Source organism: Xanthocytophaga agilis, assembly GCF_030068605.1.
GTDB lineage: Bacteria > Bacteroidota > Bacteroidia > Cytophagales > 172606-1 > Xanthocytophaga > Xanthocytophaga agilis.
On the sequence record NZ_JASJOU010000005.1, the window covers coordinates 359,363 to 383,615 of the forward strand.

At 38.5% G+C, this 24,253-nt stretch carries 16 protein-coding genes; 9 read left to right on the forward strand and 7 right to left on the reverse strand.

All coding sequences use genetic code 11. The annotated features are described in order from the left end of the window. Positions 1–31 precede the first annotated feature (31 nt). Positions 32–1,555, reverse strand: a complete 1,524-nt coding sequence (gpmI, locus tag QNI22_RS17275; protein ID WP_314512489.1) for a 2,3-bisphosphoglycerate-independent phosphoglycerate mutase — start codon at positions 1,553–1,555, stop codon at positions 32–34. A 347-nt stretch (positions 1,556–1,902) separates the two neighbouring features. Here gpmI and QNI22_RS17280 point away from each other — a divergent pair, with 347 nt between their 5' ends. Next, on the forward strand, positions 1,903–2,322 hold the full coding sequence (locus QNI22_RS17280; RefSeq protein ID WP_313979267.1) for a DUF4783 domain-containing protein: 420 nt from the start codon (positions 1,903–1,905) through the stop codon (positions 2,320–2,322). Positions 2,323–2,399: 77 nt separating this feature from the next. Here QNI22_RS17280 and QNI22_RS17285 read toward each other — a convergent pair whose 3' ends face one another. Further along, positions 2,400–5,648 (reverse strand): DUF7948 domain-containing protein, encoded by a 3,249-nt coding sequence (locus QNI22_RS17285; protein ID WP_314512492.1) that lies wholly within the window; start codon positions 5,646–5,648, stop codon positions 2,400–2,402. A 263-nt stretch (positions 5,649–5,911) separates the two neighbouring features. On the opposite strand from QNI22_RS17285, the gene argH reads away from it, so the two are divergent. Next, complete coding sequence (argH, locus tag QNI22_RS17290; RefSeq protein ID WP_314512494.1) at positions 5,912–7,249, forward strand: argininosuccinate lyase; 1,338 nt, start codon at positions 5,912–5,914, stop codon at positions 7,247–7,249. Between the two features lie 112 nt (positions 7,250–7,361). Here the strand turns inward: argH and QNI22_RS17295 are convergent, their stop codons facing one another. Next, a complete protein-coding gene (locus tag QNI22_RS17295; RefSeq protein WP_314512495.1) occupies positions 7,362–8,078 on the reverse strand; it encodes an outer membrane lipoprotein-sorting protein in 717 nt (238 codons plus the stop codon). Positions 8,079–8,491: 413 nt separating this feature from the next. Between QNI22_RS17295 and QNI22_RS17300 the strand changes: the two genes are divergently transcribed. Continuing rightward, positions 8,492–9,397 (forward strand): ROK family protein, encoded by a 906-nt coding sequence (locus QNI22_RS17300; protein ID WP_314512499.1) that lies wholly within the window; start codon positions 8,492–8,494, stop codon positions 9,395–9,397. Between the two features lie 81 nt (positions 9,398–9,478). Here the strand turns inward: QNI22_RS17300 and QNI22_RS17305 are convergent, their stop codons facing one another. Then, positions 9,479–11,005: a S41 family peptidase gene (locus tag QNI22_RS17305; protein WP_314512500.1), complete on the reverse strand. Its 1,527-nt coding sequence runs from the start codon at positions 11,003–11,005 to the stop codon at positions 9,479–9,481. A gap of 198 nt (positions 11,006–11,203) precedes the next feature. Here QNI22_RS17305 and QNI22_RS17310 point away from each other — a divergent pair, with 198 nt between their 5' ends. From QNI22_RS17310 to QNI22_RS17330, 5 genes are all read left to right on the forward strand, one after another. Next, positions 11,204–11,659, forward strand: a complete 456-nt coding sequence (locus QNI22_RS17310) for a nuclear transport factor 2 family protein (RefSeq protein WP_314512501.1) — start codon at positions 11,204–11,206, stop codon at positions 11,657–11,659. Between the two features lie 160 nt (positions 11,660–11,819). Next, positions 11,820–13,268 carry an asparagine--tRNA ligase gene (gene asnS / locus QNI22_RS17315; protein WP_314512503.1) on the forward strand — a complete coding sequence of 483 codons (1,449 nt, stop codon included), beginning with the start codon at positions 11,820–11,822 and terminating at the stop codon, positions 13,266–13,268. 606 nt (positions 13,269–13,874) lie between these two features. Further along, on the forward strand, positions 13,875–15,209 hold the full coding sequence (locus QNI22_RS17320) for a PQQ-dependent sugar dehydrogenase (protein ID WP_314512504.1): 1,335 nt from the start codon (positions 13,875–13,877) through the stop codon (positions 15,207–15,209). Between the two features lie 151 nt (positions 15,210–15,360). After that, complete coding sequence (locus QNI22_RS17325) at positions 15,361–15,678, forward strand: DciA family protein (protein WP_314512505.1); 318 nt, start codon at positions 15,361–15,363, stop codon at positions 15,676–15,678. A gap of 117 nt (positions 15,679–15,795) precedes the next feature. Further along, on the forward strand, positions 15,796–16,557 hold the full coding sequence (locus QNI22_RS17330; RefSeq protein ID WP_314512507.1) for a segregation and condensation protein A: 762 nt from the start codon (positions 15,796–15,798) through the stop codon (positions 16,555–16,557). A gap of 56 nt (positions 16,558–16,613) precedes the next feature. Here QNI22_RS17330 and QNI22_RS17335 read toward each other — a convergent pair whose 3' ends face one another. Continuing rightward, positions 16,614–19,661 carry an ATP-binding cassette domain-containing protein gene (locus tag QNI22_RS17335; protein WP_314512508.1) on the reverse strand — a complete coding sequence of 1,016 codons (3,048 nt, stop codon included), beginning with the start codon at positions 19,659–19,661 and terminating at the stop codon, positions 16,614–16,616. Between the two features lie 366 nt (positions 19,662–20,027). Between QNI22_RS17335 and QNI22_RS17340 the strand changes: the two genes are divergently transcribed. Then, positions 20,028–20,891 (forward strand): aldo/keto reductase, encoded by an 864-nt coding sequence (locus tag QNI22_RS17340; protein WP_314512509.1) that lies wholly within the window; start codon positions 20,028–20,030, stop codon positions 20,889–20,891. A gap of 52 nt (positions 20,892–20,943) precedes the next feature. On the opposite strand, the gene recQ is transcribed toward QNI22_RS17340, so the two are convergent. Together recQ and QNI22_RS17350 are read right to left on the reverse strand one after the other, a co-directional pair. Continuing rightward, on the reverse strand, positions 20,944–23,088 hold the full coding sequence (gene recQ / locus QNI22_RS17345) for a DNA helicase RecQ (RefSeq protein WP_314512510.1): 2,145 nt from the start codon (positions 23,086–23,088) through the stop codon (positions 20,944–20,946). Between the two features lie 203 nt (positions 23,089–23,291). Further along, positions 23,292–24,221, reverse strand: a complete 930-nt coding sequence (locus QNI22_RS17350) for an alpha/beta fold hydrolase (protein ID WP_314512512.1) — start codon at positions 24,219–24,221, stop codon at positions 23,292–23,294. Between the last annotated feature and the right edge of the window lie 32 nt (positions 24,222–24,253).

A 24,253-nucleotide genomic window follows, 5' to 3' on the forward strand; every position in this document is an offset into this window, starting at 1 on the left:
ATTCAGAAAGTATACCTTTCTATACTATCTTTTAGGAGATCAGAATATTTCCTGTCATCTCAGCAGGAATATCTACTCCTATAAGTGTTAAAATGGTAGGAGCCAGATCACCTAATTTTCCATCCTTCAGAGTTCCTTTGAAATCATTGTCTACTAATATACAGGGTACTGGATTTGTAGTATGGGCAGTATTTGGTGTGCCATCAGGATTAACCATACAATCAGAATTACCATGATCAGCAATAATGATTGACGTATAGCCATTCTCTAAAGCTGCTTTTACTACAGCTTCTGTACACTGGTCTACTGCTTCACAGGCTTTCACTGCTGCCTCAAACACTCCTGTATGACCAACCATATCTGCATTAGCAAAGTTCAGACATACAAAATCTACTTCTTTTTTCTGCAATTCCGGAATGATAGCATCTCTGAGTTCAAATGCACTCATTTCTGGTTTCAGATCATAGGTAGCCACTTTAGGAGAGGCACACATCAAGCGTTTTTCACCTTCAAATGGCTCTTCACGCCCACCAGAGAAGAAGAAGGTAACATGCGGATATTTTTCTGTTTCAGCAATCCGGATTTGTTTTTTGCCCGCTTTTGATAATACTTCCCCCAGTGTATTATTCAGGTTATCCTTATCAAAAATAACTTTAACATTCTGGAAGGTGTCATCATAATTTGTCATTGTCACATAATACAGATCCAGTTTTTCCATTTGAAAGTCAGGAAAATCCTGTTGAGTCAATACCTGAGTGATTTCTCTTCCACGATCAGTACGGAAATTAAAGCACAATACTACATCTCCTTTTTCTATCAAGCCTACAGGTTTTTCGTCTTTATCTGTAAGAATAATTGGCCGGATAAACTCATCTGTTACACCGCTTTCATACGATTTACGAATACCTTCTAACGGATCCTGTACATTTACCCCAACTCCTTTGGTCATAGCATAGTAAGCTTGTTTTACACGACCCCAGCGCTTATCCCGATCCATTGCATAGTAACGACCCGTAATAGTAGCTACTTTTCCGGTTGATGTACTCAGGTGATTTTGGAGATCTTCCATATATGCCAGCCCTCCTTTGGGATCAGTATCCCGACCATCCATAAAAGCATGAATGAATACATCTGAAAGACCATACTTGTGAGCAATGCTACATAGCCCCTTCAAATGATCAATATGAGAGTGAACGCCTCCATCAGAAACCAATCCGATAAAATGGACTTTCTTTCCATTATTTTTTGCATAATTTAATGCTTCTACCAATACAGGTTCATTGTCTAGTGTATGTTCTTCAACTGCTTTGTTTACTTTTACCAGATCTTGGTAGACTACTCTCCCAGCACCAATATTCATATGTCCTACTTCACTGTTTCCCATCTGACCTTCTGGTAATCCTACTTCCAGTCCAGATGTGTTTAACTTGCTATGTTTATATTTGGGATAAAGACTATCCATAAATGGTGTTTGTGCCTGGTCAATTGCAGAAACTTTAGAATCAGAGGCAATGCCCCATCCATCAAGAATAATGAGAATAACTTTCTTGTTCATGAAAAATATAAAGTTAACTATGTGATTATATAGATGTATTTTATGTATACTAGCACTATTTGTCAGTCATTACAAATACATATACTCTGGCAAAATAAAAGCAATAACAATAGTAAAGTTCAATACTCTGCATTTTTTGCAAACGTGCACAAATATAATTAATCTGATATCCTTCCTGTATAGAAATGATTGTTCAAACCACTACCTTTACATTCTATCGCGCTCCTTGGATAAAAGTAAGAGTAAATATCCTTTCTAAAGGAACTCGATGCATTGGCTATAAAAAATAGAAGCTTTGGCATAGTTTTAGCGATATACATACAGAACTCCTTATTCTTATTATGAACATGAGCAAAGTAAATAAAATCTTCCTGTGGTCGCTGGTGGTGAGTCTTATGATTGTAGCTTATGCTAAGCCTCAAGCACAGGATGATGTTTTTAATGGTGCAAAGGTGGCGCTGAAAAGTGGGAATGCAAGAGAACTAGCAAAATATTTTAACTCTAATATCGAACTGATTATTGAGTCTGAACATGTAGAGATGGACAAAGTTAGCCAAACTCAGGCAGAACTTATTTTACGTACATTCTTTCAGAAAAACCCTGCCAAAGACTTTGCCTACGTTCACCAGGGAGCATCTCCTGAAGGATCTAAGTATAGCACTGGTAGTTACATGTCTGGCTCTAAATCATATCTGGTTTATATTGTAGTAAAACAATTTGGAGGAAAATATATGATTGACCGAATTGATTTCAGAGAAAAAGGTTAGTCAAAAAAGCATTTCTCATAAAATAAAAAGTCCTCAACCATATGGTTGAGGACTTTTTATTTTATGTGTAGTATTTATCATCGAATTACCTGCAACCATCCACGACAGGATGCACCATCAGGAGACGTAAGCTTATAATAGTAAATAGCATTCTTCACATCAGTGGCATGCCAGTCATTCTGATATGATTCATCAGTATACACTGGACGCCCCCATTGATCTACAATCTCTACCTTCCAACCTTGTCTATATGTTTCAAAATAGGAATTGGAAGGGTGATTAGTAATAATATTAACAGGTAAGTTGACTGGGTTGACAGTTATATTCTTTGTGATGATTTCTTCGCAATGTCCCAGAAAAGCACGCAGAACAATCTGATAGTGAGCTATCTTGTCTTTGATGCCCAACGAAAGAGTATCACTGATAGGATGTACTACACCTAAGCTATCTATAAGTTGCCATTCAGCTGTGCTTCCATTAAGTTTATTTATCAATTGAATCCGGGTTTGTCCACCACACTCCGAAGAAGTTATAATATCAAAATCAGGTTCAAATGTATTAATACTTACTGTTGTACTCAACGTTTTGGTACAGCCATTCTCATCTGTTATAACTACAGTATAAGTGGTAGGTTGCGTAGGTTTTACGGTAGGGTTCGCTGATTGTGGATTATCCATATCTACAGATGGGCTCCATTCATAAGATATTCCTCCACTTGCACCTAATTTAATACTTTCTCCGGCACATATTACGGAGTCTTTCATTATAGTAAAGAGTGTTCCACTTACAACAACAGATTTACTTAGTGAATCGACTTTCTTGCATGTAAGTGGATTATAAGCCTTCAATGTAATGGTAAATTCGCCTAATCCATTTAATGTCAATTGAGGTGAAATTGCAGAAGAAACTACCTGACCATTTACAAGCCATTGGTATTGGGTAGCCCCTTCACTCAGATTAGCCACCTGTACCAGCCTGGGTGATCCACAAGAATCAGTTGATATAGTAAAATCAGCCTCCAGGTTGTCTAGGTTAATCTTGAAAGCAGCATTGTTACAACCATTAATGCCATTATTACTATCCAGTTCGCCATGATTCTTTTCAGAATAAGCCCCTACTGTCACAGGAAAAGTGTTACCATCCCGACAAGCACAAACTGCATGATAGATTGTTCCATCAGGGCTGAATCTGGAAGTCCCTCCATCTACATGGTTATCTCTGGCTGAAGAGCCAAAAAAGGTTCCATACAAAAGCTGTGAAGCGTTCTCATTCAAAATTGCCAGATAAAAAGAGTCTCCTTTTGGTCCATTAAGTGAATTAGAGGTAATCGGCATTTTTGAATTATCTGTACTAAGATACTGGTGTTGTATGCCACTTACAAAAAAAGTGTTCACATCACCACCCCAGCCAGCCAGATAGATAAACCCACATGCACTTCTCATAAACGCAGTAGGCGTTATTTCTGGTCTACCAATCCCTCCTCCAATAACAGTTGAAAATAAGGTCTTACTAAAAGTTTTATCTAGTGCATGAATAAACTGTCCACTCAAACGGTTGCTAAATGCACCTTGTGTTATTGTATATTCTCCAAGGGTAAGTCCAAATACATATACATTCTCATTCGGATCAATATCTATAAGATAACTTTGATCTGAATTACTTGTACCCATATACGATAGATGGGTGAGCTTTTGATTTTGAAAGCTTGCAACAAAGCCATCTTCTCTCCCGGAAAGAGAACTTTTAATCACACCCTGCGATGATGGTAAGTTGGAGCTACTGGTCCCACCGGTGATATATACAGTACCTGATGGCGCTATCCGAATACCTCGTGCAGCATCAAACCCATTTCCTCCCAGATAAGTACTCCAAACCAAATTGCTTAATGTAGGATTAAATTCGCATACAACTGCTTCATTTAATCCTATGAACTGTGTTTGAGATGCATTTGCCAAAGGGAAGTCACTGGAAAGAGTGGTGCTTGCAATATATATATTCTCCTGAGCATCCAGATTTACTTCTCCACGAATCTGATCACCATAATTAAATATATCTAATCCAATGTCATCAAATCGGTCCCGCTGATTTAAGCCATCATTAGATGAGCCACCCAAATAAGTTGAACCGACTAGTGTACTTGCAGAAGCATTTAGTTTGACTACAAATAAATCACTCCCGTTATTATAAGGTACTCGCACGGGGTTAGCAAAGGTACCTCCATTAAAACTCTGATCATATGCATCAGAAGTTACCGGAAAGTCTGTTGAACTGGTAACACCAAGAATTATCAATTCATTGGTACTGGTAGTGATCATACTTTCAGGCATTTCTGTTTCAGCACCACCTAGGTAAGTTGCATAAATAAGAGACTCTTCTCCCTGCAAATTTGGATTATATTTCAATATAGCCACATCTGTCATTCCACTAAATGCTGTTGAAAAGGCACCAATAGTCGCAGGAAACCTAGTTCCAAATTCAATTCCACCTGAGTATAGATTACCATCCTTATCATACGTAGCAGTATACCCCCAGTTATCGGTATATGATCCGGAATAGGTAGCAAAAACCAATACAGGATCTATTACCATAGCTGATCTCCGATTATAGCCTTTGGGGAAAGAGAAGGAAACAACACTATTGTTCAGTATAAAAGAAGAAGATACCTCATGTCTGACACCTTTGTTAGTAAACTGATAGGTATAAGGTGGTGTTTCTGTGACTTTATTTACGGAAGTTTCTGTAAATAAAAACCCATTCTCCAGCTTTAGCTGATTCATTCCTTTATATTTCATCTGGATTGCTTCTGGATTTGCCTGAGCTGCCACATGAAATTCATACTTGAATGTGCCATTCTGAGCAAACAGGCGCAGGTTTATGCCAGGATAAATATCTTTATAGATAATTTCTGCAAATGCAGGTACATTAGATGCCCAGCGAGAGTGATCTTTCCCTAAAAAATAATTACGCTTCTCCGTATGTTCTTCCCTGCCTTCAAGTTGTGTACTGGCACTGGCTCCCTGGAAACTAACTTCAAATCCATGAGCACGAATTCTATCTTTCTCATTTCCGCCCACTGCAACATCCTGCCGTGATGCCGGTGTGGAATGTTTAATACCTCCGAGATGCTGGCGTCCTACATCTCCTGTATGATAAAATACATATACAAGTGAATTTTTCTTCAAAAAAAGAAATCCACCTGGAATAGCAGCCCGATACAAAATATCTGTATCCCATTGTCCATCATTACGCACAAAACGAGGGGAAAGGGCGTTAGAAGCGAAGCTGGCTATAGAAATAAATAAAAAAAGAGGTAAAAGAAATTTCATAGAAGAGCGGTTTAACAACCTAAGTTACTAATAATTCATCAGTTGAGACAATACAAAACAGGAAGAGGAGTCGATTATGAAGTTTACAAAGTTCTATAAAAAATTGTAGACAAATCTAATCTTTTGATAATTACAGAGATATGAAATTAGCTAAAGTATTTTTTCCTTTCAGTGAATAAAAATATTCCTGTATAATTTTTAAAACCCTGTAACTTTGCGCCCCGGTTTGGCTATTTATCTATCTGAAATAACACATATTCATCATGAAACTCTGGCAAAAAGAAAATACAAGCACTGCTGAAACTATCGAAAAATTTACGGTTGGCAAAGATCGGGAAATGGATTTGTATCTGGCTGCAGCGGATGTACTTGGTTCCCTGGCACATACACAAATGCTGGAGTCTATTGGGCTGCTGACAAAGGAAGAGCTTACTCAAATCCATGCTGCACTTAAACACATTTACCAGGATATAGAAAAAAGGCAATTTATCATAGAAGATGGGATCGAAGATGTGCATTCTCAAATCGAATGGCTGCTTACACAAACGCTGGGTGAAACAGGAAAGAAAATACATAGTGGCCGTTCTCGTAACGATCAGGTTCTTACAGATATAAAGCTCTTCCTGCGGGATCAGGTAACTACTATTGCCAAAGAAACCAAACGGCTCTTTGATATACTTAACACACTGAGTAATAAGTACAAAGATATTCTGCTACCAGGTTATACTCATTTACAAATTGCGATGCCATCTTCTTTCGGCCTATGGTTTGGAGCCTATGCAGAAAGTCTGGTTGACGATATGTTAGTCCTTCAATCCTCTTATAAAATCACCAATAAAAATCCTCTGGGCTCTGGAGCGGGTTATGGATCTTCGTTTCCATTGAATCGTACATTAACCACACAACTGCTTGGATTTGAAACACTCAATTACAATGTTGTGTATGCTCAAATGACTCGGGGAAAGACAGAATACAGTGTTGCTACTTCTATTGCGGCCATTGCCTCTACTCTTTCGCGGCTGGCTATGGATGTTTGCCTGTATAACAGCCAGAATTTCAGCTTTATTACATTACCTGATGATCTGACTACAGGCTCCAGTATTATGCCACACAAAAAAAATCCAGATGTAGCTGAGTTATTGAGAGGAAAAACAAATCGTCTGAAGGCTCTACCTCAGGAATTGGCACTTTTGATGAGTAATCTTCCATCGGGATATCATCGCGAAATGCAGTTGACCAAAGAGATTTTGTTCCCTGCATTGGATGAGATCCTGAATTGTCTGCAGATTACTCACTTTATGCTGGAACATATACGTGTGAAAGAAGACATATTACAGGATTCTCGTTATCACTATCTGTTTAGCGTAGAACGGGTTAATGAACTTGTTCTACAAGGAGTTGCTTTCCGTGATGCGTACAAACAAGTTGGAAAAGAAATTGCAAACGAAACCTATATCCCCAATCTGAATATTCAACATACTCATGAAGGCAGCATTGGTAATTTGTGTAATGCTCAAATTGCCAATGAAATGCAGAAAGTAATGGATGGTTTTAACTTTGAGAAAGCAGAAAAGGCAGTAGCAGACTTACTCAATGCCTAAGTTTCAATCTATTTTCATCAGTAAAAAAGGGATTCTTTTGCAAAAGAGTCCCTTTTTGTTTAAATGTTTGATGTGTTTTCTTTGTCACTAACGACAGAAAAATTGTTGATTCTTACATTGTAGGACAAACAAATATGTTTTTATCAATCGGAATATTTGCTTTCATATACGTGTACGTTTTTTTAGCTGCTGTAGGGCTGCTTCCTGAGTCTTCGACTGTAAATGGGAACCATACACCGTTCACTTGCCGATAATCAGAATAATAGATCTGAGCACCATCCGGACCTGAAAGATACCTTGTTTGTGACATAACTAACCGATAGGTATCTGCATCAATATAATATAGATCATATGATTTTTTATCTGGTTCTAACTGAACAACAAAGCATCTTTTTCCTTCGATTATATCTTCACCCTGTAGAGAAATCTTATATCCATTTTCTTTATATGGAATAAGTTTGTTAGCGAAAAAGTTGGGTTTACCTGAAGGACGAATAAATTGTAGGCGAAATGAGGTATCTATTCCAACAATTTTTTTATCTGACAAACAAGAGATTCCACTATTATTACACACTTTCACCATTATATTTGAAGCAGTGTCCGTTAGAAGATATAGTGCCAAACTGGGGCGTGACAAGTAAGCGATCTGCCGTTGTCCTTTTGCATTCACCCATTCCGTCTGCATAGTTTGAATCGCATCCAGATTTTCTCTTCCACCCAGAGCGGAAATGTACTTAGCATAGACTTCATCAATAGTTTGTCCCGATACATGAGCAGACGTTATAGAAATCAAAAACAGAGTTAAACAGAAAGTGAGTTTGTGTTTCATCGGATTAGACTTGGTAAGATTAAAAAAGAAAAAATGAATGTTTAGATCGTAGTAATGATACGCTAACCCTTCTGAATCCACATATCTCATCCCAATACTTACCTAATAATCTTCAACAAATAGAGTTAGTGAGAAATATTAGCACAAATCCAATTATATAAACGTTACTTTAACTTTTTATTGTATATACTGGTAACTAGTAAAACAGAGATTATTATTTATAAATATATTATCCAACATTACTGTAGTCTATAAAGAGAATACGTATTCTAGGCGGATACTTTGTCAATGTGGTTGCCGCATTGTTATTTTTATTTTGATTACACACAAAAAATTCAGATTTCCTTTCGAAATTGCCCCCCAAACCTGTAATCCTTATTAATTCGTTCACTTTTTAATTCAATAATGCATTTATGCCACTTTGGGGAATAGATTTAGGCGGCACAAAGATCGAAGGTGTAATTCTGGAGTCTGCTAGTGATACAAAAGTTATCAGCCGACTACGCATTGACACAGAAGCTGATCAAGGCTACGAGCACATTCTGGACCGTATTGTATTGCTTGTGCAAAAATTATCTGCTGAATCAGGCCTTACTCCTGCTACATTAGGAATTGGTACACCAGGTACATTAGATCCTATTACACAAACACTGAAAAACAGCAATACTACTTGTATGAATGGGAAACCATTCAAAAAGGATCTGGAAGCGAAACTAGGATTTCCGATTGCATTAGCCAATGATGCCAATTGCTTTGCATTGGCAGAAGCCCGCTTAGGTGCAGCTAAACGTGTAATGCCTGATGCAGAAGTTGTATTTGGCGTGATTATGGGAACCGGTGTAGGAGGAGGTCTGGTTGTACATGGCAAAGTAATTAATGGACGTCAGGGCAATGGCGGTGAATGGGGACATATTTTTCTGGATGAATCCGGCGGTCCATGTTACTGCGGGCAAACCGGATGCGTTGAAACAGTAATAGCTGGCCCTTCTTTACAACGGTACTATGAGTCGATTAGCGGCAAAAAAGCTACCCTGAAAGAAATAGTAAAAAGTTATGAAGCAGGCAATGACCCACATGCTCAAGCAACCATCAAGCGCCTTCTTGAAATGTTTGGCAAAGGTATATCTGTGATTATCAATATTATAGATCCGGATATAATTGTAATGGGAGGAGGAGTCAGCAATATTGACTTGCTATATACTGAAGGTATTGCAGAAGCTAGCAAACATATTTTTAACACCAAGTTGGATACTATTTTTCTAAAAGCAGAACTAGGTGATAGTGCAGGTGTTTTTGGAGCAGCTATGCTGGTAGGATAAGACTTTTTAATCACAAAAAGAAAAGGCATCTGTAAAAGATGCCTTTCTCATTTATGTTAGGTTTATAAGGGTTTGTTATTTTTATTTCTGACCACGAGCAATAGGGCTTGGGGATGCACTTTGATGAACAAGTTCCATCAATTGTTTTAATACAGAGTCTCCACCACGAGCATCATCATACACGTCACGACCTAAAGCAATCTGAGGGCGAATGCTGCTTTTTTCCAGATCATCTTCACGATTTACTATAGAAGTAGAGATATATACTTTAGTCAATGTATTTGGCAGATCATATTTTACCAGATCACCGAAAGATACTGCCTGACAAGCAGCATTCTCTTCTCCAACAATAGTACCTACATGTTGATCTTTGCACAATTTTACCAACATACTGGCAGCTGAGAAAGTAGCGCCATTCGCTAGGATATATACTTTACCAGTGTATTTCTTTTCAGTATTATTGATAAAATGTTGTTTGCTGGTAATTTCAACTAAGGTTCCTGCAGCTGCTCTGTCAATACGTGCAGCATACGAATTACGGCTTAACTTCTTCATCAATACTTCAATAAAAGAAAGCTTTTTCTGTTCTTTCAGGAATGTACTAGATTTAACCATCACTTTGCTTTCCACATTTACAGGGCTAATATAGCTGAATAAGCGGTAAGCATTGTGTACCAATCCACCAGGATTATCACGCAGGTCAATTACCAGATTTTGAATGTTTTTAGCGTTCAGTTGTTTAAAAGCATCAGAAAGAAACTTCTCATACGTAGCATTATCATGCTTATTATCTGCATTATAGAAAGTATTTATATCCAGATAAGCAGTAGAAGTAGCTTCATCTATATTCAATTTACGTGTCACTTCGTCAACAGCATTGGCAGTATTGATGGTGCTACCAGTAACAGCATCAATTTTTACTTTATGCACAGACCCATCCTGCATCCGGTAAGAAACCTCATACATATCTGTAGGTTCATACAAAGACCAGTATAGAATATCAAATGTAAACACGTTCTCCAGTTGACGCCATCTTGCTTTTTCCAGATTCGCATCTGCACTTAACAAAGGCATCATCTTATCAATGATCTCTTCAATAGCAACTCCGTTTACTGTCAATAACTGGCTACCTAAAGCTGTAGAATCCAGCATAGTAGAATAATTCTCACGGATATAAGCCTTATTATCTTCAATGGCCAGACTCAGAGGGAAGAATTTACCTCTTTCGGATACATAGTTGACCAGCGACTCATTAGACTCTGCATACAGATGGCCATCCTGAACTAACGCAACCAGTTCACGAACGATTGTCAGAAATTCATTTTCTGAAATAGTGGAATCTTTCTTCTGGTCCAGAAAAGAAATTTTATTGGCAAAAGTCTGATGAAAAGTCAGGCTGTCTGTAAAACAGTACAAACAAGGGTGAGCCTCTTTCATTACAGACTCAAGTTTACGAAGATCTTCAATACAATCATCTTTTTTGTAACGAACCAAGCTTTTCTGATAAGCAGACGCACTGTAATTCTCAACCCGGTTTGCTTCAGTTTGTGCAAATCCGACCATCATTCCCAAAAAGGTTACAACAAGAAGTAAAGATTGGCGTGTCATAAGTGCAAGTTCAATTGAGTAATATGAGCTTTTGTAAATCTATATACGCTTTTCGGAAAAAAAGTCACCCGGATAATGAATTTTTTGCAAATTCGCGGTTACTTTAAATAAACCTCTGAAAATAAGGTAAATAACCTTACAAATTTCACTTAACATCTAATCTCTCGAAAAAAAAAGTTTAAAAAAATGTCAAAACCAATGAAAAATATTCACTTGACCCTGCTTTTCTTCCTATGTAAGATTTTTTTAGTTTTTGCACAAAACTCAACTTTTGATACAAAGAACGAAATAGAAAAAGAAGTTAGAGCGCTGGAAATGAGGCGGTTCGAAATGATGGTACATAAAGACACCAAAGGGCTGAGCGAGATTTTAGGTGAAGATTTGGTGTATATTCATGCAAATGGCGTGTTAGAAAAAAAATCTCAATTTTTAGAAACTTTAGACAAAGGGAAGACCTTATATCAGTCAATCCAATCTGAAGAAGTAGGAATACGAGTTATCGGAGATGCTGCAGTTATCAATGGAGTAGCTACTGTACGAGTATGGACAGTAGGTCAGACGTTGGATATGCACCTGCGTTATACAGATGTATATGTGAGGAGAAATGGAAAATGGCAATTGATTTCCTGGCAATCGACACGAATACAATCTTAAACAATGAGGAATTTTATATAAGGAAGGCTTATAGATAGAATTAAAGCTAAAAAACAAAACCTCCTGCATTCCCTTTCGGGAATTTTTTCAATCTTTGCGCCTTGAAAATTCTTATCTAACGGTAAAATCCGGAAACAATCAACGGAAAACTATTTTCGTTATGCTGAACCAACGACAAATTATTAAAGACTTACTCCAATCTACTGCATTTGATACGGAGGTACATGTAAAAGGCTGGGTACAAACTACCCGTATGAACCCTTATATTGCTTTCATTGCTTTAAATGATGGTTCTACTATTAATCACCTGCAGATCGTTGCGGATATCTCTATTTTCGGACAAGAGTTTATTGATAAGATCAAAAATACAGGTACCTGTATTGCTGTAACAGGTAAATTGGTAGAGTCACAAGGTGCTGGTCAGCGAGTTGAAGTACAAGCTACACAGATAGAATTATATGGAGAGTCAGATCCGGTAAGTTATAAACTTCAGGCTAAACGCCACTCAATGGAGTTTATGCGTGAGATTGCACACCTTCGCCCGAGAACCCGTACGTTTGGTGCAATATTACGGATACGCCATACATTGGCTTATGCAGTTCATAAATATTTTAACGATAATGGATTCTTCTATCTACATACCCCTATCATTACAGGGTCAGATGCAGAAGGAGCAGGAGAAATGTTTCGGGTAACAACCCTTGATCCTGTGAATCCACCACTGACTGAAGATGGACAGGTAGATTACAAACAGGATTTCTTTGGAAAACCAACGAATCTTACAGTGTCTGGCCAATTGGAAGGAGAACTAGGAGCTATGGCATTGTCCAAGATCTATACTTTTGGACCTACATTCCGAGCCGAAAACTCCAATACAACACGCCACCTGGCTGAGTTTTGGATGATTGAGCCAGAGGTAGCATTTAACGACCTGGAAGATAATATGAATCTGGCCGAAGATTTCGTTAAATATGTTATCGGATATGCGATGGAACATTGTGGTGATGATCTGGCCTTTCTGGAAAACCGCTTGATTGAAGAGGAAAAGAATAAAAAGCAGGAAGAACGAAGTCCTATGCCATTGTTGGAAAAACTTCGTTTTGTACTGGATAACCCGTTTGAACGATTAACCTATACAGAAGCCGTAGATATTCTGGTAAAATCCAAACCTGCTCAAAAAGGGCAGTTTAAGTATCCTGTAAGCTGGGGTATAGATCTGCAATCAGAACACGAACGCTATCTGGTTGAAAAACACTTTAAAAAGCCGGTGATTCTGACCAACTATCCAAAAGATATCAAGGCGTTTTATATGCGTCAGGATGATGATGGAAAGACGGTACGTGCAATGGATGTGTTATTCCCTGGCATTGGAGAAATCATTGGAGGTTCTCAACGGGAAGAACGGTATGAGAAGCTTCATACCAGAATCAAGGAACTACACATTCCGGAAGAAAGTCTTTGGTGGTATCTGGAAACCCGTCAGTATGGTACAGCTCCTCATGCTGGTTTTGGTTTAGGTTTTGAACGTTTGGTGTTGTTTGTGACTGGTATGACTAACATTCGTGATGTGATTCCATTCCCAAGAACCCCACAAAATGCAGAGTTCTGATCCTGACTATTCTATTTATACATAAAACAAAAAGCGTCTGACATATATCAGGCGCTTTTTGTTTTATCTTTATCGAGCTACCTTCTTCTTTTACAAAATACTTGATTGGGTATAATCTCTTAAAGAATAAACTGTACATAACTTTATGCAGAGTTTGCGGTGAATTCCGATCAGATTTTATTTTTGCTGTGAGTTATGCGCAAACAAAAAAATAATCGGAATTCCGGTCAAAAAATAGTTTGCGATGAGTTATGTGTAAACAAAAAAATGATTGGAACTCTGGTTAAAATAAAAAAGTGATTGGATCTATACACAATTTGTTCATGGATCGATGGACCTGCCTTACCTTCTCTAAAAATATTTTGCAAAGAATAATTAGCAAACATAAAATAATCAGAATTCGGGTCAAACTTTAAAATGATTATTATTTGAATTTTTCAAAGTGATTACTATTCTAGTTAAAAACACTTTTTGTCAGAGATCATCTTGGCTCATTTACTCTTCATCCTGTCACGTGATTAACCCACTGTAATATCTGAATTTCTACTCTAGTACAGGGAACAGGTTTTGTTTTTGTTAGTAAGTCACTTCCAAAGACTATGTAATATGAAACAGATAAAAATCTTTGCAGGGCATCTTATGCTCCTTTTAGCTTTATCTTATTGCAACTCGCAATCCCAACAGAAAGAGAATGAAGCATCTGGTAACACAAGCCGTAAAGAAGAACTGGCAACCCAAACAGTTTCCATGCCTAAACCCTACGAAACCAAGTCGGTGAAAAACTTTAGTAAAGTACTGGGTTGGTCTGGAAATCAAAAACCAACAGCTCCTCAAGGCTTTACTGTGACTAAGTTTGCCACAGATCTGATTAATCCACGATGGGTTTATGCTGCGCCTAATGGAGATATATTTGTAGCCGAAGCCAATACAGAATCAGAAGGTGTAAAGAAAATTGCAGATGTAGCGACAGGTAAGGCCAAGTCGCAACGACTTGGTGCGAGTGCGAACCGTATCACATTGCTTAGAGATACCAACAAAGATGGTAAACCAGATGTGCGAAAAGTATTCTTAACCGATCTCAATCAGCCATTCGGTATGTTGGTACTGGGTAACTTTTTCTACGTTGCCAATACGGATGGGCTCTGGAGATATCCTTATCAGGAAGGACAAACTCAGATGAAGACTAAAGGAGAAAAAATAGCTAGTCTGCCAGCAGGGGGATATAATAACCATTGGACACGTAATGTGATTGCCAACTCTGAAGGATCTAAAATTTATGTATCAGTTGGTTCTGGTAGTAATGTGGCAGAACATGGTATGGACAATGAGAAACGAAGAGCCAATATCCTGGAAATGAATCCGGATGGTACGCAAGAGCGCATCTACGCCAGCGGATTACGAAACCCGGTAGGTATGGACTGGGTGCCTGGTACTAACACGTTATGGACTGCAGTAAACGAACGGGATGAATTAGGAGATGAACTGGTGCCTGATTATATGACAAGTGTAAAAGAAGGAGGATTTTATGGATGGCCTTATGCATATTTTGGCCCTAACGAAGATCCGCGACTTAAAGGAGAAAATCCGGAACTGGTACAAAAGACCATTGTACCAGATGTTGCATTAGGTCCGCATACAGCATCATTAGGGCTGACATTTTATGATAAAAAAGCTTTCCCTGCTAAATACCAGAATGGCGCTTTTATTGGCCAGCATGGTTCCTGGAATCGTTCAGAACTCTCAGGATATAAGGTAGTATTTGTTCCCTTCAAAAATGGAAAGCCAGCCGGTCAACCGGAAGATTTTCTGACAGGCTTTGTCGCAGATCAAGATCAAAGCAGAGTATATGGACGTCCAGTGGGCGTAGAGGTTTTGCCAGATGGATCTTTACTTGTAGCCGATGATGCAGCCAATACGCTTTGGCGGGTAAGCGCTCAATAGAACAACAAGAAGATTTACCTCTCTTCATTATCTTAGCTCCCCCTTTGGTGTAATGATAGACACGTCGAAGGGGAGTTTTTGTTTATCGAAAAGTCAGGAGTTTTTCTCAGTAAAGAAATAGGTTCCATACGGGAATCCCGTATCTTTGGGCATGAAGTTCAAACACCAACCTGATCAAGCCCGTAAGGCAAGCGATTATACCATGAAAGAAGCTATTGATGAGCTTTTACGTGTATATCGGTTACGTAGTAAGTTTGATGAAACTCATGTAGTTCATGCATGGGGACGTATTATGGGGGTAGCCATTGCCCGACGTACTGAAAAAGTGTATGTTCAGGACCGTAAATTATTCCTGCAGATCAACTCTCCTTCTCTGGCGAATGAGCTTTTACTGGCAAAATCCAGGATTGTAGAACTTCTGAATGAAGAAGTAAAAGCCAATGTTATTGATGATGTTGTGTTTCTATAATTTGTTTAACCGGTTCTTCCGCTTCTCTTAAAAAACACTGGACAGGGTTACAATACACACAAAAAAAATCCTATATTCGCTTTTGGAGAAACCGATCTTTTTATTAACCAGACAACATTGAATTTTGAGATAAAACTTCCTCTTTTTGAGGGACCTTTCGACCTGCTGCTTTTCTTTATTGAAAGGGATGAGTTAGATATACATGATATTCCTATCTCACGAATTACGGATGAATTTTTAACGTATCTCCATGAACTCGAAGCCATCAATATTGACCTGGCAAGTGAATTTATTCTGGTAGCAGCTACCCTGATGCGTATCAAAGCTAAGATGTTGTTACCCCGTCCTGAGCTTGATGAACAAGGTAATGAGATAGACCCACGGGATGAACTGGTAAAACACCTGCTTGAATACAAAAAATACAAATCTGTAATTGGCGAATTTGCCAAATGGGAGGAGGACCGGCAGAATCAGGAAGTACGAGGAAATATTGTAAAAGAACTGCATGGCATTGCAGAAAAAAGCAATGTTGACGTAGAACTTCAGGATCTGGACCTTTACAAGCTACTAAAGGTATATCAAAAAGTACTGACCCGTTACCAGATCAATCAGAACCGTCCTATACACAAGGTAATTCAGTATCCATATACTATTGAAGGACAAAAAAAGTGGATTACAGAACGTCTCAATGCCGATTATCGTCTTTCCTTTACGGATATTATTGCCCTCAACGACAGCAAAATTGCAGTTATCTATAACTTTCTTGCTATCCTGGAAATGATCCAGTATGGATTAGCCTATATACGGGTAGGAGAAGGGTTCAATAATTTCTGGATTGAACGCAAAGAAGAACAAGAGGCGTTGGTTGAAGGCGAATAACAAAAACGGGAGTAGCAACTTACTCCCGTTTTTGTTATATCTATATTTATATTCTCTTATCGGGCAGGCTCTTCATCCCGTTTTCGTCGCCACATTCCAAACAATTCTCCAAATACTGTTCCTTCTACAATACGTCGGAATACATTATAGTAAAGCGTAAGATACAATGCTCCTGTCATCAGCCAGATCATCAACATATTAAACCACAATGTGGGGATTTGGAAGCCCAGAAAAGGTTTGCTGGGAGCATAAAAATGCGTTCGCCAGTCCCAAAAATTTCCTGTAACAACAGGTGTATGATAGATCGGATAGATTTTTTGTATTAAACTTCCCTTATACTCTATAATTCTATTTTCAGCTGTCGTATTTGTAGCTAGTTGCCCGATAATCTCATTATAGTAACGGGAGCGTTGCTCGATTAGTTGCTGACGGGCTTCTTCCCCTTGGGTAATTCTTCGCATAAGGCTATCCCGTTGCTCATAAGCCTGATTGTATTTTTGCAGATAAAACAAACGTGATCTATCCAGAAATTTTTTGAGTCGTATAGCAAGTTTATGCGTAAACCGTGTAGGAGTAATACTATCTACTCCTGCAAAACGCATAGTAGGGTTCTCAGTCATTTCATGTTTTACTTCATGTCTCAATACTTCCAGATAATCAATATATTGTTCATTATACAGCCTATCTTCAGTATCTTCCAGACTCATACAATATTCCAGCTTTGAGGAGAGTGTGGGCAGATAGTATGTCTTTTTATAATCAGCTACAGCAATATCTTTATCGTAGGGATAAAATCGCTTCTCATACCGGTTATGCATAAATTGTTCAACCACCAATGCTTCAAATCCCCACCGTGAAGCCATAAAATCACCCATTACAGGAACTTCCCCTTGTTTGTAAATAGCAGGATTGATCTCATCAAACTTTATTACGATCCCTCCCAAAACAAGTTGTGGAATGAGTAATATAGGAATGAGAATATAAATGGTAATCACAGAATTAAATGTGGCAGAAACATTCAGTCCCAGCATATTGGCGAAACAAGCCCCGCTAAACAACACAAAGAAATAAGTCAGGTCCATTCCTTCAATGCCTACGACCCGATTGGCAACCAATATATAACTTACCGTTTGTATGACTGAGAAGCCAAATAATACAAATACCTTCGAAGACAGATAACTATTCCGGCTCAGGTGCAGAAAAGCCTCACGTTTACGCGTTTTAGCATCTTTAATAATTTCCTCTGCACTTATGGTTAATCCCATAAACAGAGAGATGATGATGCTCATAAATATAAATGCCGGAATATTTACATTCTCAGCAAATACGTATGTCCCCTTATTGGTAAGTTCGTCAACCGGATGATAACGTACAATATATGACAGGATCAGTGCAAGTAAAGGAGCTTGTATAAGGTTGATAGTAATGTATTGTTTATTACTCAGCTTAGCCAAAATATCGCGTATTGTATAAATATTCCACTGACGAAATCTATTGGGAATATTCAGACTATGGGGAGGCTGCTCCCTAGTCGGAGTCAGAACAGGTAACTTGATTTTCTCTTTAAAGTAATGATACCATCGTTGTGGGGATATTTTACGATCCGTTGTGGGATTACCATATTCGTCTACAACTTTAGCTTCCAGGATATTAAATATTTGTTCAGAATTAATCTCCTGTCTATCTACCTGATGAACCAGATTTTTGAAATAGAGAACACCCTCTGTTGGGTTGCCATAATAAACCTGATACCCACCTGTATCCATAACAATCAGCTTATCAAACATCTTGAAGATTTCAGGAGATGGCTGGTGAATAACCACAAAAATCAATTTGCCCAACATGGTTAACTCCCGCAACAAATCCATGATATTTTCAGAATCCCGTGAAGATAATCCTGAGGTTGGTTCATCTACAAACATAACCGCAGGTTCACGAACCAGCTCCAAACCAATATTCAGACGCTTCCGCTGACCTCCACTGATTGTTTTATCAAGAGAAGAACCTACCCGCAAATCCTTTACTTCATATAAACCAAGGCTGCGCAATGTTTGTACAACCAAACGATTTACATCAAATTCTGATAAATGAGCAAAACAAAGCTGAGTGGTAAAGTATAAATTTTGATAGACTGTCAGTTCTTCAATCAGGAAGTTCTGCTGTGGTACATAGCCGATTACTCCTTGGACTTGGTTTGCCTGGCGATGAATATCCAGTCCATTAATCAACACACGTCCCCGCTGTGGATGCAAATTTCCATTGAGTACGTTTAACAAGGTTGACTTCCCAGAACCACTTGCCCCCATAATCGCCACCAATGTACCGGATTCCTCTGCTATATTCACAGGATGTAATCCCTGTTTCCCATTAGGAAAGAAAAACTCTACATCCTTTACCTCAAAAACAATACGTTGAATATGTTCAGAACGTAAAAAATGCCCAAGGATATCACTATAATAAATTGTTTCAGAAGAAGCACGGATTACACTACCACTGGTTAGAGGAGTAACATAATGTGATTTGAGTTGTTGGCCATTCAGAAATACCTCAGTAGCCGGATGGGCAGCTCCTAACAAGTACATATCTCCTTCAGTCAGGCGTAGTACTCCCAATGTGCTTTTAATTCCGGGTTTCTGCAGATACGCCGCTGTAAGATCTTTAGGGGGGTCCTGTGAATCTATAATCAATACATCCTCTGACTGAACACTATAAATATCTCTGGTCTCTACGAATTCGCGGATGGTTGTATAGATACTTTTTTCGACATGTAAGGCCTCACATACTAGTCGCATAAAATGATCTTCTGACGAAGAAAATGTATTGTCGGCCAAACCAATTTCAATCAGACGCAAAACAATGATGACCTTTTGCTTTAGTTCCAATTCGCTATTAATCTGGGAACAGATGCGATAGATCTCCTCATCTGTAGATGATGAGGTTTTCAGGTAGTTTTCGAATGTACGGATGTAAGTAGGGACTGACTCATCGTCAACATTTTCGTATAAAAACTTTCGAATTGTTTCCCGTTCTTCTTCTGAAATACCATCAATTCTCGCACTGATGGCAAGTAGTTGCAAAATGGCTTTTAGTACTTGTTCTCTCACAGAATATTGAAATGTAGGCGTGGTTTGAGGCTAACAATATGTCAGCATTGACTTATCTCTTTTCAAAATTATAAACCTCTCTCGTGATTATAAAAACGAGAGGGAGTAAATTTTTTGAAAAAATTACGGGAAAAAAATGGGGAATAAAAACCAAAAAATATTTTATCTGATTCTTATATGCTATTCAGATGTTTGGCAAAAAGCCACAAACACGCGTTTTTATTTGAATTTCCCTATTTTATCCATCTATAAGTTAGCTACAGAAAGCTACATTTTCTCTATTGTAAATAAAAAATAAACTTAAATCCCGAAGACTTAGTTATAATAAAATCTTTCGTCCATTTTTCTCACTATTCTTATCCTGCCATGAAAGAAATAACCACAATCAATGCCGCAACTGCCGGAACCTTTACACTTGCAGGAGACTTACCTGTCAATCGAATGGGGTATGGAGCCATGCGCATTACCGGACAAGGCATTTGGGGACCGCCTAAAGACCGGGCAGAAGCTATACGTGTACTTAAAAAAGCCGTTGAAGTAGGAGTAAATTTTATTGATACAGCAGATAGCTATGGCCCTGATGTTTCAGAAGAAATTATTGCAGAAGCTCTTTATCCTTATCCCAAAGATCTGGTCATTGCCACTAAAGGAGGCTTTACCCGTACAGGACCTAACCAATGGTCAGTGAACGGGCAACCCAAACATTTGAAAGCAGCTCTGGAAGGAAGTTTAAAACGCCTGAGGCTTGATACAATAGATTTGTATCAACTCCATCGATTTGACCCTCAAGTACCTGTAGAAGAATCTCTTGGAGTACTGAAAGATGCTCAGGACAAAGGCATGATTCGTCATATTGGTTTGTCAGAGGTCTCTATTCAACAGATTGAACAGGCAAGTAAACTTGTAAAAGTTGTATCTGTTCAGAATATGTATAACTATGGAAATCAGCGCTGGAATGATGTATTAACCTGGTGCGAACAAAATCAGGTTGCATTTATTCCATGGTATCCCCTACAAGCAGGCGATCTAAGTGCAGAAAAAGCATTAAAGAAAGTAGCAGAGAAACACAATGCTTCTGAGTATCAGATTGCATTAGCATGGCTATTAAAAGCCTCTTCTGTCACACTTTTAATCCCTGGGACCTCTTCTGTCAGCCATCTGGAAGACAATGTAGCGGCTGTCAATATTTTGCTAGATGAAGAAGATATGCGACTATTGCCCAGAAAATAAAATTCTATGAAACGAAAAGCGCCGCAAAGTAATTTTTGTGGCGCTTTTCGTTTCATAGACTGCTCACATTCTCCTGTTCTTTCAGCATCAATGCGATTCGTATCTTCTCATAGCTATGTTTCTGATCAAGATACTCAAACAAAGGTTGTAGTCTATCCCCTTTTTGCATTCCCAGTTTTTTGGCTCCATCCAGTATATTATTTTTATCTTCTACTGATATGAAACGACTCCAATCGATGGAAATTCCCTGCTGACTTAGTTTCAGAAAATGTGTAAATATCGTTCCTGGAGACATATTTCGTTTTGCAGCAATATCTTCAATGGTATTTCCCTGTTCATAAAGTTGCTGTGTTAACTGATAGGTATCCACATCAGCTAATCGGGCAGCCCCTTTGTTTTGTGCCAGAAAATCCAGAATAGTGTTCAAAAATGTTTCGCCATATCGATTAAATTTTTCCTGACCAACACCCGTAATATTCAGCATTTCGGCTTTAGTTACAGGTTTCTTCTGTGCCATGTCAGAAAGCGAAGCATCACTAAATACTATGTATGCAGGTACTCCTTCATTATCAGCCAGTTTTTTACGAATGGTACGAAGATGTTCAAATAATTCATCCCGAATAATTTCGCGTTTGGTTTTCACAGGTTCTGTTGCTTCTACAACAGCCGCTTTACGTTCAGAGAAAGGTACAAACGCAGATAACTGTACCGGACGATTTTCTTTTAATACCTGCCAGCTTGTAGAGTTTAGTTTAAACACATGGCCTTCATCATAGGCGATGTCCATTATGCCCAGATTCAGCATTTGGTAGATATAATCAACCCATTCCTCATATCGTATATCCTTACCTGTACCAAATGTTTTCAACTGCTGATATCCTTTTGCTGTTATCTCATGCCGATAAGAGCCTCGCAGTATATCAATCAGAAGGCCCAGTGCCACTTTTTCATTTGTACGAGCAATGGCGGACAATGCTTTTTGTGCAAGTATTGTCCCGTCAAATTTGGTACGAGGATTTTTACATACATCACAATTACCACAATCAGTATCAATACTTTCATTGAAATAGCTAAGTAGTACACGTCTGCGGCATATATCAGATGTTGCATATTGCTTCATCCGATCCAGTTTGGCATTGAGTAGTTCTTTACGTTCAGGAGATGCTTTCTCATTAAAATCCATTTGCATCATCACATCTGCATAACTATAAAATAAAACGGTATCACTAGGTAAACCATCACGCCCAGCACGTCCGATCTCCTGGTAGTAACTTTCAACATTTTTAGGAATGTTATAATGAATTACCCAACGCACATTTGATTTGTCGATACCCATCCCAAAAGCAATAGTTGCTACAATAATCTGTACGTCATCCTTCAAAAATTCATCTTGTACTGTGGATCTTTCATCATTATCCATACCTGCATGATAGTACTTTGTTTTATAGCCAAGTTCGTTTAGCTTAGCTGCTACTGATTCTGTAGACTTACGACTCAGACAATACACAATGCCTGGTTGATTCGGATGTTTTAGAAGAAACTCATGAATAGCCTTCATCCGATTGCGTCCCTGCAAAACCGTTAGACTCAAATTAGGTCTGTCAAATGAGGCTATAAATACCTTTGCTTCTGCAATATCCAGTTGTTGCAGAATGTCCTTTCGGGTTACTTTATCTGCAGTAGCCGTAAGAGCCACCACAGGTACCTCTGGAAAGGACTCTTTCAGAATGCTAAGCTGGGTATATTCCGGGCGAAAATCATGCCCCCAAAAAGAGACGCAGTGAGACTCATCTACCGCAAACAGATTGACAGGGAGGGTGTGTAAAAAGGCAAGGAAGCCACTAGCAAAAATTTTCTCAGGAGAGACATATATAATTTTAATCTTTCCACTCTCACAATCTTTAAGAATTGCATTCTGCTCAGATGTATTGAGTGTACTATTGATATAGGCTGCCTCAATCCCATTGGCCTTTAATGCCTGTACCTGATCTTTCATTAAAGCAATCAATGGTGAGATAACCACTGTTATTCCAGGCAAAACCATTGCAGGCACCTGATAACAGATAGATTTTCCACCACCTGTAGGCATGAGAACCAAACAATCTTTTTTGCCAAGTATTGTATCTATAATCTCTGCCTGTAACGGGCGAAATGCATCATACCCAAAATATTGTTTGAGAACAGCTTCTTTATTCATGGTTTGAATACAAATAAAAAGTAGCATCAGATCAATATCTGTGCTGCGAGGACAAAGACAAATAAATATTTATTCTTTCAGAGACAAAGATGTAAACGATTCCGATTTTATTAATCAGAATACCTCTTTGTTTTTAACACTGCTGTGGGCTAGAATCTTTTAATCCTAACTTATTAAGATGACCTTATCTATGTGCAAAGATACTATTTTACTTCACTCTCTTCGAGTAAATACTCTCCTTGTGAGGCAATTTCGCCTAAAGATAGTCCAGCAGCTTCGAAAACAACTTTCTTAATAAGTTCTGCGTGCGTTTGAGTAATAAAATGGCCGGCTAGTGGTAAGAACATGAAGCGAGCTTTTTTACATTTGATGTGTTTTTTAGCAAATGTCAGATTAAGAGGATCGGCAATCCAGTCTTTTCCACCTTGCAATACGGTAAGAGGAGTATTCAATTGTTGCCATTTAGGTTCTAGTTCACGTAGTTCGCTGGCATGTGCAAATTTTTCAGCTGTAGCAACAACAAATGAATGTGGCAAAAACCATTGTACTACCCGATAACGAGCTGCACGTGCAAACCAGAATATTTTTTCTTTTTCAGGATCAATAGGAGGAGCCACCATACATAGATATTTTACCTTTTCTGGCGCTAGAAGTGTGAGTTGTGCAGCAATAGCAGCTCCATATGATCTGCCCACAACAATAGCAGGCTGGCTTTTTGTGGCTTCATTTAATAAAGGTAATATTCCCTGAGCCTGCTTTTCAATAGATGTGACAGCAAACTGGTTTTTACGTTTAGATTTGCCATATCCCAGTCGATCTACTGCAATAATGTGGAAATGCTGTTGCAGCACTGTATCATCCAACATATTCATATATCCATACCAACCACCAGGCGCGCCATGAATCAGTAATAAAGTAGGTAAAGTATCAGAGCCAACACTGGCATAGTGTAAGGTTACTGAATCATTTTGAATCGAATGGAAAGTAGGTTTGACAGGAAGATGTTTGTAGTGTTTGGCAAACTTCTTATCTGTCATAATCTGGCCCCGAAAACATCCTGTTGCTGTAGTTAAAAACAGAAACAAAACAACATACTTCACAAGATAAGTCTGAATGAAAACAATTTGATTCATAATCAACTACAACATTTATGTTTGTCTTATCC